We start from the raw sequence: 16282 nt of genomic DNA on the forward strand, positions 1-16282 counted from the left end.
GGCGCCCTTTAAATAAACTTTCGTACTGCAATGAGGAAATTCCATATCCCAGACTTTGTATTGGGGCAGAAGATCACGGAGGAGCAGTTGTCGTTTTTCCAGAAGCACGGCGTACTCATGTTCCGCAACTTCATCCCTGTAGAGACCGTAGAGACAATCAAGAACGAGATCAGCCGCATCGAGCGCCACCTGCTCGATGAAGGCGTGGAGAAGATCAATGGCATCCCCCTGAAGTTCGGTAAGGACGAGCACGGTAACGCGACCATCCAGCGTATGTGCTTTACCTCCAACTACAGCATCATCCTCCAGGAGCTGCTCCGCGACCCGCGCCTGCAGGCGCTCACCGAGCTCGTGAAGCCCTTCGAAGGCCGCATCGGCGAGGACGAAAAAGACGGGCTCGTCGTCAACAACTACATCCGCACGCCCAACAGCGCCTTCTCACAGATGGGCTGGCATACCGATTCCCCGCGCGACCTCTTTATGGGCCAGCGCATCATGCCGATGCTCAACGTAGGCATCCACCTGGATACCTGTCCGTTTGAGAACGGCGGCCTCCGCATCCTGCCGGGCACGCACACGCAGGGCATCCTGCGCCTGCTCTTCGGGAAGAAATACTTTATCGATCACCGCCCCGACAAGCGCGAGGTAGGCTTCGACATCAACGCCGGCGACCTCACGGTACACGACGGCCGCCTCTGGCACCGCGTGCAGCAGTCGCCCCACTACGGCGAGGCAAGCCGCCGCCGCGTGATGTACGTGCCGGTGGTTACCGGTAAGTACATGCCCAAGGACCAGAACAGCAAGACGCCGTTCTACCACCGCCTGGCCCGCACGGTTCAGAACTAGGGAATATCGAATACAGAACAAGGAATTTAGAATAATCAACGAAAGGAGCAGTGTGCAGACATTGCTCCTTTCTTTTGTTTGCGCTTACTTGTGTGTTCCCTGTTCCTTATTCCCTGTTCCCTGTTCGGTAGCGGCGACGCATAGTTATGCGTCGTTACTGGAGTACGATGATGACCTCTGTGTTATCAGAGACGCAAATGAATGCGTCTTTACGGCTTTAGCGTCGTTTCTTCCTTCTTTATTCCTTGTTCGCTATTCGATATTCCCCCGATATTCGCCATTCATTATTCGATATTCCCATGACTTATGCATTGATCACCGGTGCCTCCCGCGGCATCGGGCGGGCCATTGCCCGCGAGTGGGCCGGCCGCGGCCATAACGTGCTGCTGGTGGCCCGCAGCGAGAGCATCCTGGCCCGCGAGGCGGAGGCCATCCGCAGCGAGTTCAAGGTGCAGGCCGACTACCTGGCCGCCGATCTGTCGGACCCGGCAGCTGCCGCCCGCGTGTTCTACTGGTGCCACGAAAAGGGCTACGTGGTGGATACACTGATCAACAACGCCGGCTTCGGCGCCTCGGGCGCCTTCGACGCGGTACCGCTCGACGAGCAGCTCTCCATGATGCAGGTGAACATGAACACCCTTGTGAGCCTGACGCACCACTTCCTGCCCGTGCTGAAGGCACAGAAAAAGGCCTACCTGCTCAACATCGCCTCCTCGGCAGCCTACCAGGCCGTGCCCTTCCTGTCGGTCTACGCCGCCTCCAAGGCCTTTGTGCTCACCTTTACCCGGGGCCTTCGCTACGAGCTGAGGGGCACGTCGGTATCGGTCACCTGTGTGTGCCCGGGCGCTACCGACACCGAGTTCGCCAACGTGGCCCAGGTGGGGGAGAAGGCCCTGAAGGCCGCCGAGAAGGTCAACATGACACCAGAGGTAGTGGCCCGCATGGCCGTCGACAGCATGGTAAAAGGCAAGGCCGAGGTCATCACCGGCCTCATCAACAAAGTCGGCGCCTTCCTCGTCTGGCTCTTCCCGAAGGGCCTTGCGGAGAAAACAGCCGCGGGTCTCTACAAGTGATCTCAGATCTGTGATCTCGGATCTGTGATCTTGCGTGCGCAAGCCAGATCTGACATCGTCACATCTGAGATCTGAGATCGCAAGTTGGCGTGCGGCAGCGAGATCTGAGATCATCACATCCAAGATCTGAAATCTTAGAATGGCGTGCGTCAGCGACATCTGACATCCTCACATCTGAGATCTGACATCTTTTCCGCTATCTTTGCCGGCTCTAAAGTCTTGAACGATGATCAGCAGAAGGAATATCCGGGTGAAGGTGATGCAGGCGCTGTATACAATGAGTACGATGGGCGATGGTGCGAAGACGGCAGACGCGCAGCGCCTCCTCCAGAAGCACTTCGACCAGTCGCGTGACCTGCTCCAGTATGTGCTGTACTTTCTGACCGAGGTAGCCGCCTATGCTGAGACCGATTCGTACCAGCGCCGCTCCAAGCACCTGCCGTCGGCCGAAGACCTCAACGTCAACACCAAGATCTCCGGCAACGAGCTCCTCTGGACCCTGCGCGAGGATCCTTCGCTGAAGGCCGAATGGGAAGCCATGAAGCCGGGCCTCCGCATCGACCGCGACCTCCTTCGCCGCGTGTACGTGCAGCTCACCGAATCCGAGGAGTACCGCAGCTATATCGCCACCGGCGAGCGCGACAAGAAGGGCGAGCGCGCCATCCTCGAGTACATTTTCGAATCCCTGCTGCTGCCCAACGAAGACTTTATCAGTCACATCGAGGAGCTGTATTCCAACTGGGACGACGACGGCGAGATGGTCGTGCAACTGGTGCAGGGATACCTCACGAAGCCGGGCTCCTTCCGCATCGATCCCTTCGTATCCCCCGACAAGCTGCAGTTTGCCAAAAGCCTGCTGGCGACGGTGCTGGAAAAGGGCGAGCAACTCGATTCCTATATTCACCCCAAGCTGAAGAACTGGGACGCCGAGCGCATTGCCGCACTCGACATGATCCTGATGAAGATGGGCGTAGCCGAGCTGCTCTTTTTCGAAACGATCCCGCCGAAGGTCACCATCAACGAATATATCGAGCTTGCCAAGGAGTACAGTACCGGCCAGAGCGGCCAGTTCGTGAACGGCATCCTCGACAACATCCACAAGGAACTCGCGGGCGAGGGCAAGCTGCACAAAACAGATTTCAAAAAAGGCGCGTAACCAATAACTTTGCGGCCTTAACAGAAGCACATGAAGCACCTGCTCACCGCCTGCACCGCACTCGTACTTTTTGCCGCCTGCACCAGCGACGACGCGAAGCATAACGGCGCCCAGAAAGATTCGCTCGCCACCGCCAGCGTGGCTCCCGGTGCGGATTCCGCCAACGCCACCACGATCCAGTGGCTCGACTCCACCTACCAGGATATGGGCCGCGTGATGGAAGGCGGCAAGGTGGAGGTCGCATTCCGCTTCCGCAATACAGGCACGAAGCCGCTCATCATCCAGTCGGCCAACGCGACCTGTGGCTGCACGGTGGCCGAAAAGCCGAACGACCCGATCGCGCCCGGAGCCGAAGGCCGCATCGTAGGCACCTTCAACAGCGAGGGCCGCGTGGGCACCAACGACAAGAACATCACGGTGATCGCCAACACGCTGCCGCAGCTGCACGACCTCCGTTTCAAAGTAGAAGTAGCAAAGAATCAATAACCAAATACCACCATTCATGTTCTTATTACAAGCCCCTCCCGGTGCCGGATATTCCCAGTTCATCCTCATCGGCGGCATGATCCTCGTGTTCTGGCTGTTCTTCATCCGCCCGCAGGCGAAGCGCCAGAAACTGCAAAAGACCTTTATCAGCGACCTCCAGCCCGGCGACCAGGTGGTGACCATCGCGGGCATCCACGGCCGTATCAGCCGCCTCAACGAAGACGGCACCACCTTCGAGCTCGAAGTGGCCCGCGGCTACACGATGCGTATGGAGCGCTCCTCCATCTCCATGGAAATGACGCAGGCCCTCAAGAAGGGTGTTACGCCCGCCGTGGCCGACAAGAAATAAGCGCGCGCGCAGTCGACGAACGTTATTTTTGATCCGGAGGTTGCACTCCGGATTTTTTTATGCTGCGCATCGGACTCACAGGTGGTATCGGCTCGGGAAAAAGCACGGTGGCCCGGATCTTCCGGTTGCTGGGCGTACCCGTGTACGACGCCGACGGGGCTACAAAGCGGCTATACGCCACCCATGCCGGCCTGCAGGCCGCGCTGAAGGAGCATTTTGGCGCCGACATCTATATCGGTCAGGAACTCGACCGCGCGAAGCTGGCCGCCCTCGTGTTTGGAGATCCCGAAAAGCTCGCCCTGCTCAACAGCCTCGCACACCCGCCCACGATCGCCGATGCCGAGGCCTGGATGGCGCGGCAACGGGCCCCCTATGTCATCAAGGAAGCGGCCCTGCTGTTCGAGAGCGGCTCTGCCGCCGGCCTCGATCACATCATCGGCGTTTCGGCCCCTCAGCATATCCGGCTGCAGCGCGCCATGCAGCGCGACGGCGCCACCCGCGAAGCGATCCAGGACCGCATGCGCCGCCAGATCGATGAAGGGATCAAGATGCGGCTCTGCGACTTCGTGGTGCACAACGACGAGCAGCAATTTCTCATACCGCAGGTCATCGCCTTACACCAGAGAATTCTTCAGCTTGCAGCACGATAGGTTTTCAATGGTTTTGTCCCGAAGCTTCGGGAGGTTTTGAAAGGTTTCGTCGGAAGCAGGAACTCGAAATAAAAAGCCTCTCCGGGAAGGAAAGGCTTTTGACTTTTTACTTTTGACTTTTGACTTATTGCAGCTTCGCCAGTGCCTCCTTGATCCGCGCAAAGCCCTTTTCGATATTCTCCATGCTGTTGGCAAAAGAAAGCCGCAGGCATTGCGGGTCGCCGAAAGCGGAGCCCGTAACGGTATTGACGTGGGCTTTGTTGAGGAGGTACATGGCCAGGTCGCTGGCGTTTTCGATGACCTCGTCGCCATCGCGTTTGCCGAAATAGTGATCCACGCAAGGGAAGGCATAGAAGGCGCCGTCGGGCTTTGAGAAGCGGAACCCGGGCACTTCCGCCATCAGCTCCAGCACCCGCGCACGGCGACGGGCAAACTCGGCCACCATGGCCTTTGTAGCGTCCAGCGGTGCGGTGAGCGCCGTGATGGCGGCACGCTGCGTGATCGCATTGGTGCCGCTCGTGAACTGTCCCTGCAGCTTCTCGCAGGCCTTGGCGATCTCCTTCGGTGCGGCGAGGTAGCCCAAGCGCCAGCCGGTCATGGCAAAGCCCTTCGAAAGGCCGTTGATGATGATGGTGCGGTCCTTCATCCACTCGAACTGCGCGATGCTTTCCATGCAGTTGCAATAGTTGATGTATTCGTAGATCTCGTCGGAGATCACGAGTACGTTCGGGTGCCTGCGAAACACCTCGGCAAGGCCTTCGAGCTCTTTCCGCGAATACACGGCGCCGGAGGGGTTGCAGGGGGAGGAGAACATGAACAGGCGCGTCTTGGGCGTGATGGCTGCCTCGAGCTGTTCGGGTGTGATCTTGTAGTCGTTGTCGATAGAGCCGGGGATCTTCACCACGGTGCCTTCGGCGAGGTTAACCAGCGCCTCGTAGGTGACCCAGAACGGCGTCGGGATAATGACCTCGTCGCCCTTGTTAATGACGGCCAGCACGGCGTTGGCGAGGGAGTGCTTGGCGCCGGTGGACACGATGATCTGGTCAGGTGTGTATTCGAGGCTGTTGTCGCGGCGGAACTTGCCGCAGATCGCCTCACGCAGGTCAAGGTAGCCGGCCACCGGGGTGTAGTGGCTCCAGTTGTCGTCGATGGCCGCCTTGGCGGCTTCCTTGATGTGTTCGGGCGTATCGAAGTCGGGCTCCCCGAGGCTCAGGTCTACCAGGTCCACGCCCTGCGCGCGCAGCTCGCGGCCCAGCTTGGCCATACGTAATGTCTCGGGTTCGTTAAACAGCAGCAATCGTGAAGCAAGTTCCATGATGTATGGGAAAGGGGCAAAAGTAAGGAAATACGTTTCCTGCGCAACCCTTCATGTAATTGCCACACGGCATGGTCTGCCGGGCAGTCGGAACGGTCATGGCCCGCCGGTAGCGTCAAAACTTCTCACGGGCACCAGCGAGCTACAAACTTCAAACGACAAACTGTCTCACCGCGGCAAGCCACCCAGGTCGGCCTTGCGTTCACGCGGACGGGCGCGCTCGTGCTCCAGCAGCACTTCGCCGAGCCGCTGCAAAAAGCGGAAGCCAACTCTGTAGGCATACCTGTCGTCGTTGTAAATGCCGTCGGGATTGCAGGAGATGACGGCGCTCAGGAAGAACTCGATGCCCTGTGCCTTGTCTACGATATAGGCCGCATCGATCAGGAAGCCGTATGCGTCGCCTTCCTTGTTGTAAACCCGCACCCCGTCGATGGCCGGTGCCTCGCCGCCATACAGCAGCAGCTTCGAATAGGTGTCTTTGTAGCTGCTGTCGTAGGCGGGGTAGTCCGACTCACGCGGCCAGCGGCTAATATAGTCGAGCAGGAAGGCACGGTCGTCCTCGGAGATGCGGAAGCGCTGCCGCTCGGGCACGGCTTCGGGCAGGATCAGGCTGATGAGGATCGAATGGAGGTCGCGGAGGGGGAGGCGGTTCTTTTTGGAGAAGTCGAAGGGCGCCCGCACCAGCGAGTCGCCGCGGTAGAAGCCGGTGCCGGCGGAGTCGTGGCGGACGTGGTACACCATACCGCTCCGTTCCAGCGGCTTGCGGTGCAGGAGCCGGCCCGAGGAGTCGAGGAGGCGCACCGGGTTGGCGGCGCGGTTTTCTGCTTCCGGCAGGAAGATGTTGAGGCGGTGCACGATCTGCACGGAGTCGTACCCGCGGCGCTGCAGCTCGCGGTTGATGTATTCCTGCCCCAGGAACTCGTAAAGGCGGTTGTAGGCGTCGTTATCGCTCACCAGCAGGATCTTCCGAATATACTGCGCCACCGTGGGGCGGCCGTCGGGGGAGGAGGGGTCGTTGTACACGGCGGTCTGCCGGGGCGTGGCCGCCTCCGTGATCAGGGTGCTGTTGCGGTCGGCGCCGGTTCCTTTCAGCTCCTGGAGCCGCTGCAGCGCGAGTGCGGCCACGGGCAGCTTTACGGTGGAGGCGGGGTAGAAATAGCGGTCCGGGTTCAGCGCGTAGCTGTGGTGGGATAGCCGGGGCCGGTTGGCCGCGTCGCGGTCGATGCGGGTATAGAGCACCTGCACGCCCCAGGTGGCGGCGTTGCGGAGCACGGAGTCGAAGTCGGCGGGGTGCTGGCGGAGGAGGCCGGCGAGAAGGGTGTCGGCAGGTGCCTGCGTGGCAGGGGGGGGCGGGGCCGCCTTGCGGGAGGCGCTGCAGGCGGCGAGCAGCAGGGCGCCGCCGAGGGCCGCCAGCCGGCCGAATTGGGTGATCCGGGTCGTCATATCGTTAAAGTGGCGCAATGCCTTGTCCAACGCCCGTTTATGCGCGGTGGAGCGTGCGAAGAAAGCGCATGAATGTAAGCCGAAAAAGCTATATTTGCCCCTCTTTAAAAAAACCGTGTATGCAATTGAAAGGCCTGGTCCGTTTCTTCACGATCCTGCTGATCCTGTACTCATTCTATGAATTATCCTTCACCTGGGTGGTGCGCAGCCACGAGAAAAAACTCGAGGCAAAAGCGCAGAGCTTTGTGAACTTCAACTACCGCAATGCCGACAAAGCCACCAAAGACCAGGCTTTTGCAGACCGGCTGAAGCGCCTGAAGGACAGCACGAAAAACGTGACCGTACATTATGGCCCCACGGGTGCTATTTCCTACCAGACGGCCAAGCAAAACGAACTCAACCTCGGCCTTGACCTCCAGGGCGGTATCAACGTCACCCTCGAAGTAGAGCTGGCCGGCCTCCTCCAGTCGATGGCCAACAACAGCCGCGACCCGCAGTTCCTGCAGGCGCTGCAGAACGCCGACAAGCGTAAGGCCAACTCCGACGCCGACTTCGTGACCCTGTTCCGCGACGAGTATAAGAAACTGAACCCCAACGGCCGCCTCGCTACCCTGTTTGCCGTTGCCGGCCAGGACCGGATCAAGCCTAACGCTACCGACGACCAGGTGGTGAGCGCCATCCGTACCGAGGCCAACGATGCCTTCGACCGTACCTTCCGCGTACTGCAGACCCGTATCGACCAGTTCGGTGTGGCCCAGCCCAACATCAACCCCGACAAGCAGCGCGGCATCATCACCGTAGAGCTTCCGGGCGTTCAGGACGAAGAGCGTGTACGCAAGTTCCTGCAATCCTCCGCCAACCTCCAGTTCTGGGAAGTGTACAACCTGAGCGAGCTCGTAACCTCGCTGCAGGCTGCCGACAAGGCTTTTGTAGCAGCCATGGGTGGCAACACCGATACCACGGGCGGCAAGAAGATCGACTCCGCCAACCTTCCTTCCCTGTTCCGCTACCTCATTCCCCTGCAGCAGGACAACGGCATCGTGGGCATGGTGTCGACCAACGACACGAGCCTCGTGCGCCAGTACCTGAACATGCCGACCGTTCGCGCGGCCTTCCCGGCCGACATCGCGTTCGCCTACGGTATGCCCGAGGCCGGCAACAACAAAACACAGCCCTCTGCCTTCGTGCCGCTCTACGGCCTCAAGACCTACGGCCGCGCCAAGGCCAAGATCGAGGGCGAAGGCATCGTGGATGCCCGCAACGACTTCAACCAGGTTTCCGGTAAGTCGGAAGTGACCATGAAGATGAACCCGACCGCCGCCCGCCTCTGGGCCGACATGACGGGTGCCAACAAAGGCCGCTTCATCGCCATCGTGCTCGACAACATCGTGTATTCCGCCCCCGTGGTGAACGACAAGATCGAAGGTGGATCCTCTTCCATCTCCGGTGGCTTCTCCATCACCGAGGCGAAGGACCTTGCCAACATCCTCAAGGCCGGTAAGCTGCCTGCTCCCGCCAAGATCGTTGCCTTCCAGCAGGTAGGCCCCACCCTCGGTAAAGACGCCGTGAAAGGCGGTATGTATGCCTTCGGCCTTTCCTTCGTGGTGATCTTCCTGCTCATGCTCGTGTACTACAACACGTCGGGCTGGGTGGCCAACATCGCGCTGATCCTCAACCTCCTCTTCACCATCGGTGTACTCACGGGCCTCGGCGCCACCCTCACCGCAGCGGGTATTGCTGGTCTTGTACTGACGATCGGTATGGCCGTGGATACGAACGTGATCATCTACGAGCGCATCAAGGAAGAGCTGACGAAAGGCAAGAATTACCAGCAGGCTGTCAATGAGGGCTACCGCCGCTCGCTGCCGCCGGTGCTCGACGCCCACGTTACGACCCTCCTCACCGCCATCATCCTGTTCTCCTTCGGTCTCGGCCCCGTAAAAGGCTTCGCCACCACCCAGATCATCGGTATCCTCCTGTCGCTGTTCTGCGGTATCCTGGTGAGCCGCTGGGTGTCCGACATCTTCATGCGCAAAGGCCGTCACCTCGAGTACTTCACGGGTGTGTCGAAGCGCGTGTTCAAGCATGCCGCCTATAAGTTCATCGAATACCGTAAGGTAGCCTACGGCATCTCGTTCGTGGTGCTTGCCCTCGGTATCGCTTCCCTGTTCCATGGCTTCGACTATGGTGTGGAATTCCGCGGCGGCCGCTCTTACGTGGTGCGCTTCGACAAGCCCGCCAATGTTGACGCGGTGCGCGACGACCTGAAGGCCTCCTTCGGCGAGAACCCGGTGATCAAGACGATCGGTGCCGACAATCAGCTCGACATCACGACTTCGTACCTCATTACGCAGACCGGTGCCGCTACCGACAACGCGGTACAGGCGAAGCTGTTCGAAGGCCTGCAGAAGCACCTGCCCGCCGGCCTCACCTACGACCAGTTCCAGACCAGGTACAAGCTCGGCTCCACCACGGTGCTGCCGACGATCTCCGACGACCTGAAGAACGGTGCCAAATGGGCCACCTTCTGGTCGGTACTGATCATCGCTCTGTATATCTTCATCCGCTTCCGCGACTGGCGCTATTCCGCCGGTACGATCGTGGCCCTTGCACACGACGTGCTTGTAACGCTGGCCGTGTTCTCTTTCGCCCGTGAGATCGTTCCCTTCCCGCTCGAGATCGACCAGCACTTCATCGCTGCCGTACTGACGGTGATCGGCTTCTCGATGAACGATACAGTGATCGTGTTCGACCGGATCCGCGAGATGAGTCGCCAGATGGTGGGCGCCCCCAAGGAGGTGGTCATCAACAAGGCCATCAACGAAACGCTGAGCCGCACGATCATGACCTCGCTCACGGTGTTCCTAACCATCCTGATCCTGTTCCTGGTAGGTGGTGAAGTAACCCGCGGCTTCGCCTTCGCGATGCTGATCGGTGTCATCACCGGTACCTACTCCTCGATCTTCGTTGCCGCCCCGATCCTTGTGGACCTCGGTGGCAAGAAGCCCCTCGGCGAGCCCCTGCCCACCGTTGAGGAGCCCGCAAAGACCCGCAACGAGAAGGCGCTGGCCAAGCACTAATTCAAGGTTTTTTTATAGAAAATGCCCCGGCTATCCCGGGGCATTTTCTATTAGGTTTCGGCGGATTTTGAAAGGTTGGTCCCTACCAGCCCACGGCTTCAGCCGTGGGTTTTCGATTTCAACCAGCCCATAGCTTCAGCTATGGGTATTCGTTCCCGATCATCCGCACAGACAAAAAAGAGACGCACACCGTGCGTCTCTTTTTTGTAGTATCAGCGCAGACGCACCTGAATGCGTCTTCACCCGTTTAACCTAGCAAGGCAAGGCTCTTCTCGATGGCCTCGATCTTTTCCTCGGCGTCCTTTTTCTTCTTGCGCTCGGCGTCCACTACGTCGGGCTTCGCGTTCGCCACAAAGCGCTCGTTACCGAGCTTCTTCTCCACCGAGGCCAGGAAGCCCCTGTGGTATTCGAGGTCTTTCAGAAGCTGCTCTTTCTGCACGCCGGTATCCACTGCCTGCTCGGACGACAAATAGAATTTTTGCGTGCCCAGCACCACGGTGATGGCACCCGGAACGGCATCGTCCACGAACTGTACCTCGGCATTCACCTGCTTGCCCAGGATGGCTGCGATGGGAGCGAACTGGCTACGGGCGTCTGTTTGAATCGAAGCGGTTACCGGGTCTTTCGGTTTCAGGTTGTTCTTGACGCGGGCGTCGCGGAGCGCGGAGATGGCGTCCTGAAGGAGGCTGCCCTGCGCCAGCACGGACGCATCGGCGGGAGCTCCCTTGGTGAACTGCTTTACACAAAGGTCATCGGTACGCTCGGCGAGCTGGTGGTAGATCTCCTCCGTGATGAAGGGCATAAACGGATGCAGCAACTGCATCAGCTCGGAGAAATATTCGATGGTCTTCGCGTATACCGCGTTGTCGATCGGCTGTTCGAATCCGGGCTTCACCCATTCGAGGTACCAGGAGCAGAAGTCGTCCCAGATGAGCGAGTAGACTGTCTTCAGCGCTTCGGAAAGCCGGAAGCCTTTGTACAGGTCTTCGACTTGCGCCTTTACCTGCGCCAGGCGTTGGCCGAACCACTCAACGGCAAACGGCAATCGGGAATCGGCAATGGAGCCATCCGTCGCTTGGCGGCCCTCCCACATCTTAACGAGCTTAAGGGCGTTCCACAGCTTGTTATTGAAGTTGCGGCCTTGCTCGCAGCTGGAGTCGTCGAAGAGAAGGTCGTTGCCGGCGGGAGAGGAGATGAGGATGCCGAAGCGCACAGCGTCGGCGCCGAAGCGGTCGATGAGGTCAAGGAGATCCGGCGAGTTGCCGAGGCTCTTGCTCATCTTGCGGCCCTGCTTGTCGCGCACCATGCCGGTGAAGTACACGTGTTCAAACGGGCGCTGGTTCTTGTATTCCTGTCCCGCCATGATCATGCGCGCCACCCAGAAGAAGATGATGTCCTGGCCGGTCACGAGCACGTTGGTGGGGTAGTAGTAGTTGATGTCGGGGTTGCCGGGCTGCGTGATGCCGTTGAAGACCTCGATGGGCCAGAGCCAGGACGAGAACCAGGTGTCGAGCACGTCCTCGTCCTGGCGAATGGTCAATGGTGAATGGTCAATGTTGTGCTGCTCCTTGAATTTAGCGATCGCTTCGTCGGCTGTAGCCGCAACGACGAATTTTCCGTCGGCGTCGTACCAGGCCGGAATGCGCTGACCCCACCACAGCTGGCGCGAAATGCACCAGTCCTTGATGTTCTCGAGCCAGTATTTATACGTAGCCAGGAAGCGCTCTTCGGGGTGGATCTTCACCTCGCCGCTCGTAACGGCTTCCAGCGCGAGGTCGGCGAAGTGGCGCATCTGCACGAACCACTGCGTCGAGATACGGGGCTCCACCACGGCGTTGGTGCGCTGCGAGAAGCCGAGTCGGGTGCTGTATTCCTCTTCCTTCACGAGGCTGCCCTCGGCGCGGAGCTGCGCCACGGCCGCTTTGCGTGCCTCGAAGCGGTCCATGCCTACGAACACCTGTGCAGCGGCCGACAGGGTGCCATCGGCGTTCAGGGTGTCGATGGTAGGCAGGCCATGCTTGAGACCGAGGTTATAGTCGTTGATGTCGTGTGCGGGCGTCACCTTGAGCGCGCCCGTACCAAAGGCGGGGTCCACGTATTCGTCGAAGATGATCGGCACTTCGCGGTTCACGAGGGGTACGATGATGGTCTTCCCCTTCAGGTGGGCATAGCGCTCGTCGGTCGGGTTCACGCACACCGCCGTGTCGCCCATGATGGTCTCCGGGCGCTGGGTGGCGATGGTGATGTACTCGTCGGTGCCGGTGACCTGGTAGCGTACGTAATACAGGTGTCCCTGGATGTCGCGGTATTCCACTTCCTCGTCGGAAAGGGCCGTCTGCGCGGACGGGTCCCAGTTGATCATGCGGGCGCCCCGGTAGATAAGGCCTTTCTCGTACAGGTCCACGAACACCTTGATCACGGCGGCGTAATAATGGTCGTCCATCGTAAAGGACACGCGGTCCCAGTCGACGGAGCAGCCGAGCTTTTTGATCTGGTGGTAAATGATACCGCCGTACTTCTCCTTCCATTCGAAGGCGTACTTCATGAACTCCGGGCGGGAGAGCTCGCTTTTCTTAATGCCTTTTTCCTTCTCCAGCATCTGCACCACCTTGGCTTCGGTGGCGATGGAGGCATGGTCGGAGCCGGGCACCCAGCAGGCGTTGAAGCCGCTCATGCGGGCATGACGCACCAGCACGTCCTGCACCGTTTCGTTGAGCGTGTGGCCCATATGGAGAACGCCGGTGACGTTCGGTGGCGGAATCACCACCGTAAACGGCGGGCGGCCGTCGGGTTTGCTGCGGAAATAGCCTTTCTGTTCCCAGTGGGCGTACCAGGATTCCTCTACCTGGCCGGGCTCGTAATTCTTCGAAAGCGTTGTGTTCATGACGCGGTCTTGATATAAACAAAAATGGTGTGCGAAGATAGTTCATCCGGCACACCATTCGGTCTAGCAAGCAATCGTTACCTAGTTATCGAAATCGAGCTGGCTGTTATTGATGTAGTTGACGAGCGCAGCTGCGTTCTTCAGATTCAGTTTCTTGAGGATGTTGTAGCGGTGCACTTCCACGGTCTTTACCGAGATGTTGAGCGCGTCGGCGATCTCCTTGGACGAGTGGCCTTTCTTGATGAAGGAGATGATCTCGATCTCGCGCTGGGAGAGGGAGTTGAGGCCGGTCTGCTGGTCTTCTCCGGAGATTACCTGCTCGGAGAGGATGTTCTTGATCTCGTCGCAGATGTATTTCTTGCCGTTCTGAATCTCCATGATGGCCTTGAACATTTCTTCGCGAGAGGAGTTCTTGGTGACGTAGCCCATGGCGCCTTTCTGCATCATCTTACGGGCGTAGGTGGGCTGGGTGTGGAGGGAAACGCCCAGCACCTTGGAGCCGGGGGAGAACTTCCGGATGAGCTGGGTGGCCTCGATGCCGTTCATGCCGGGCAGGTTGATGTCCATGATGACGATGTTGGGACGGAGGTTTTTGGCCAGTTCTACCGCTTCTTCGCCCGAACCGCTTTCCGCCACTACGGTAAACCGCGGGTCGGTGTTGAGGATAAAGCTCCAGGTTTCTCGTACAAGGGTGTGGTCGTCTGCGATCAGGATCGTGATCTTATCCATGCTTTAGGAGTGTTTCGTTTTCATTGGAAGTTGAATAACCAGAGTGCAGCCCTGCTGTGGTTGGCTTTCCACGCGCAGGGAGCCGTTCGCCAAATATACCCTATTTTCTACATTCCGGAGGCCGGAGCCCTTCTTTACCTGGGCCGGGTCGAATCCAACGCCATCGTCGCGCACCACGAGCTGCAGATCGCCGCCCACCTCGCGGAGGCGGATCTCCAAATGGCGCGCTCCCGAGTGGCGCAACGCGTTGTTGAGCGCCTCCTGGAGGATGCGGAACACCATCAGCTGCTGCTGCTCGTCGAGGTCCCGCTCCAGCGCGGCATCGGCCGTGAAGCCGACTTCGATCTTGCCGGTCAGGTTGACGCTTTCCACGAGGTCCTGTATGGCTGCCACTAGGCCCAGGTCGCCCAGGCTAGGGTTCATGAGGGAGCGCGAGAGCGCCCGGATCTCGTTGATGACGTAGATGATGTTGCGCGATGATTTCTGGATGAGGTCCTCGCGGAGCTCGGGCGTGCTCATCGAAAGATCGAGGTACAGCTTCGTGGTGGTCAGCACCTGGTTGACGTTGTCGTGCAGTTCCTTCCCGATCTCTGCCCGCTCGCGCTCCTGTGTTTCCAGCGTGGCCTTGCTGATCAGCTTCTGCCGGGTGAGCTCCCGGGCTACGAGTTGCTGCTCCATTTTCTTACGCTCGGAGATGTCCTGCGCCGCACCGATGAGGCGGGTGGGCCGCCCCGAGCCATCGCGCAGCAGGAGACCGCGGTCGTAGATGTACACGTATTGGCCGTCATCGCGCCGGAAGCGGTATTCCGATTCGAAGGAGTCGCGGTCGATAGAAGCCAGGAGGCCGGCGATATCGGTGGCCAGGGCCTCCCGGTCTTCGGGATGCACCCGCTCGAGCCAGTTCTCGAACAGGCCGATCCCGTTCGCGTCGTTGACGCCATAAATGCGGCGGAGGCCGTCGGCGTCGCGGTAAAAGGAATTGTCGACGAGGTTCCAGTCCCAGATCAGGTCGTTGGTGGCGCGCAGCACCATGTCGAAGCGCTCGTTGCTTTCGGTGAGGGCGCGCTCACGGGCTTTTTGCGTCGTGATGTCCTGCATGGCGCCGATCATCCGCAGCGCTTTGCCCTCCGGGTCGCGCAGGATGTAGCCGCGGTCGAGCACGTCGCTCCAGGCGCCGTCCTTCCGGCGAAAGCGGTATTCGAATTTCCAGAATTCCTGCTTCGGGTCGGCCATGACCAGGTCCAGGCTCGCGGTTACCACCGCGTGCTCAGCCGGATGGATGAATTGTTCCCACTTGTCGATGGTTACGTCGGCACCTTGGTATCCGAAGAGCGTGTGCATGCCTTCCCCCCAGTACAGGTTGTTGCTGCACAGGTCCCAGTCGTAGATGGCATCGGAGGTAGCGCGGGTGGTAAGCCGGTAGCGTTCGTTGCTCGCGCGGAGCGCTTCTTCTGCAGTCACTTTGTCGGTAATGTCGGCATGGGTGCCCAGCATCCGCGTCGGGCGTCCGTCGGCGTCCCAGGCTACCACGCGGCCGCGCGCCTGCACCCAGCGGTACTCGTCGTTGACGTCGCGGATGCGGTAGCTGCATTCGTAATGCGGCACCTGTCCGGTCAGGTGGGCGTCTACGGCCATGCGGATCCGGGGAAGATCATCGGGGTGCACCCGCTGGCGCCACACGGCGCGGTCGTTGCTGAGGGAGCCGGGCGCGAAGCCGTAGAGCCGCTCGTACGACGGAGAAAAGTGCATTCTGCCATTTACCAGGTCGGAGTCCCACACCCCCAGGTTGCTGCCCTCGAGGGCGAAGCGCCACATTTCCTCGTTCCGGCGCAGGTTCTCGCTGATCTTTTTCTGCTCGGTGATGTCGTGGGCGATCATCATGATGGCCACGATGCGGCCTTCCTGGTCGCGGGCAGGACGAAAGTGGTTGTGCAGCGTGCGGGTTTCGCCCAGGCGCGAGTGGATGAGGCGATCGGTCTCACGTACGGTGCCATTGAGCACATCGCGGTACAGTTCGCGCAGGGCGTCATGCGTCTCGGGTTCGCTGAGCTCCAGCACCGGCATGCCGCGCCGCAGCTCGATGCCCATATGCAGGCGCACCTGGTCGAAGGTGTTGCGGTTGTACATGCAGACCCGCAGCTCGGGGTCGATCAGCAGGAAGTACTCCTCCGTGTTGTTGTACAGGAGGTAAAGAAGATTGCGCTCATCGTTGAAGGGCGAGGCTTGTTCAGTAGCAGGGATCATGAGAAAGGGTTCGGAATACGGTCGCCG

The 16282-nt window shown here is 59.8% G+C and carries 12 protein-coding genes; 7 read left to right on the forward strand and 5 right to left on the reverse strand.

The genetic code is table 11. From position 1 onward, the window contains the following. The first annotated feature begins 30 nt into the window (after positions 1-30). The 6 genes from ABD937_RS08565 to coaE all read left to right on the forward strand — a co-directional run bounded on the left by ABD937_RS08565 (position 31) and on the right by coaE (position 4560). Complete coding sequence (locus ABD937_RS08565) at positions 31-846, forward strand: phytanoyl-CoA dioxygenase family protein (protein WP_345255093.1); 816 nt, start codon at positions 31-33, stop codon at positions 844-846. 299 nt (positions 847-1145) lie between these two features. Then, complete coding sequence (locus tag ABD937_RS08570) at positions 1146-1919, forward strand: SDR family NAD(P)-dependent oxidoreductase (RefSeq protein ID WP_345255094.1); 774 nt, start codon at positions 1146-1148, stop codon at positions 1917-1919. Between the two features lie 226 nt (positions 1920-2145). After that, entirely contained in the window at positions 2146-3075 is a 930-nt protein-coding gene (nusB, locus tag ABD937_RS08575) for a transcription antitermination factor NusB (RefSeq protein ID WP_345255095.1), read from the forward strand. Positions 3076-3105: 30 nt separating this feature from the next. Beyond that, on the forward strand, positions 3106-3561 hold the full coding sequence (locus ABD937_RS08580; RefSeq protein ID WP_345255096.1) for a DUF1573 domain-containing protein: 456 nt from the start codon (positions 3106-3108) through the stop codon (positions 3559-3561). A 16-nt stretch (positions 3562-3577) separates the two neighbouring features. Then, on the forward strand, positions 3578-3910 hold the full coding sequence (gene yajC / locus ABD937_RS08585; RefSeq protein WP_345255097.1) for a preprotein translocase subunit YajC: 333 nt from the start codon (positions 3578-3580) through the stop codon (positions 3908-3910). Between the two features lie 59 nt (positions 3911-3969). After that, positions 3970-4560: a dephospho-CoA kinase gene (gene coaE, locus ABD937_RS08590; protein WP_345255098.1), complete on the forward strand. Its 591-nt coding sequence runs from the start codon at positions 3970-3972 to the stop codon at positions 4558-4560. Positions 4561-4684: 124 nt separating this feature from the next. Here coaE and ABD937_RS08595 read toward each other — a convergent pair whose 3' ends face one another. After that, positions 4685-5824: a pyridoxal phosphate-dependent aminotransferase gene (locus ABD937_RS08595; RefSeq protein WP_345255099.1), complete on the reverse strand. Its 1140-nt coding sequence runs from the start codon at positions 5822-5824 to the stop codon at positions 4685-4687. A gap of 219 nt (positions 5825-6043) precedes the next feature. Continuing rightward, entirely contained in the window at positions 6044-7318 is a 1275-nt protein-coding gene (locus tag ABD937_RS08600) for a serine hydrolase (protein ID WP_345255100.1), read from the reverse strand. 119 nt (positions 7319-7437) lie between these two features. Here ABD937_RS08600 and secD point away from each other — a divergent pair, with 119 nt between their 5' ends. Further along, positions 7438-10398 (forward strand): protein translocase subunit SecD, encoded by a 2961-nt coding sequence (gene secD, locus ABD937_RS08605; RefSeq protein WP_345255101.1) that lies wholly within the window; start codon positions 7438-7440, stop codon positions 10396-10398. 247 nt (positions 10399-10645) lie between these two features. Here the strand turns inward: secD and ABD937_RS08610 are convergent, their stop codons facing one another. The 3 genes from ABD937_RS08610 to ABD937_RS08620 form a co-directional block, all read right to left on the reverse strand. Next, positions 10646-13282: a valine--tRNA ligase gene (locus ABD937_RS08610; RefSeq protein WP_345255102.1), complete on the reverse strand. Its 2637-nt coding sequence runs from the start codon at positions 13280-13282 to the stop codon at positions 10646-10648. A gap of 81 nt (positions 13283-13363) precedes the next feature. After that, positions 13364-14011, reverse strand: coding sequence for a response regulator (locus tag ABD937_RS08615; RefSeq protein WP_345255103.1), 648 nt, complete (start codon positions 14009-14011; stop codon positions 13364-13366). A gap of 3 nt (positions 14012-14014) precedes the next feature. Then, positions 14015-16255, reverse strand: coding sequence for a PAS domain-containing sensor histidine kinase (locus ABD937_RS08620; RefSeq protein ID WP_345255104.1), 2241 nt, complete (start codon positions 16253-16255; stop codon positions 14015-14017). Positions 16256-16282: the final 27 nt, after the last annotated feature.

The sequence above is a fragment of the Flaviaestuariibacter amylovorans genome (genome assembly GCF_039541815.1).
Taxonomy (GTDB): Bacteria; Bacteroidota; Bacteroidia; order Chitinophagales; family Chitinophagaceae; genus Flavisolibacter; species Flavisolibacter amylovorans.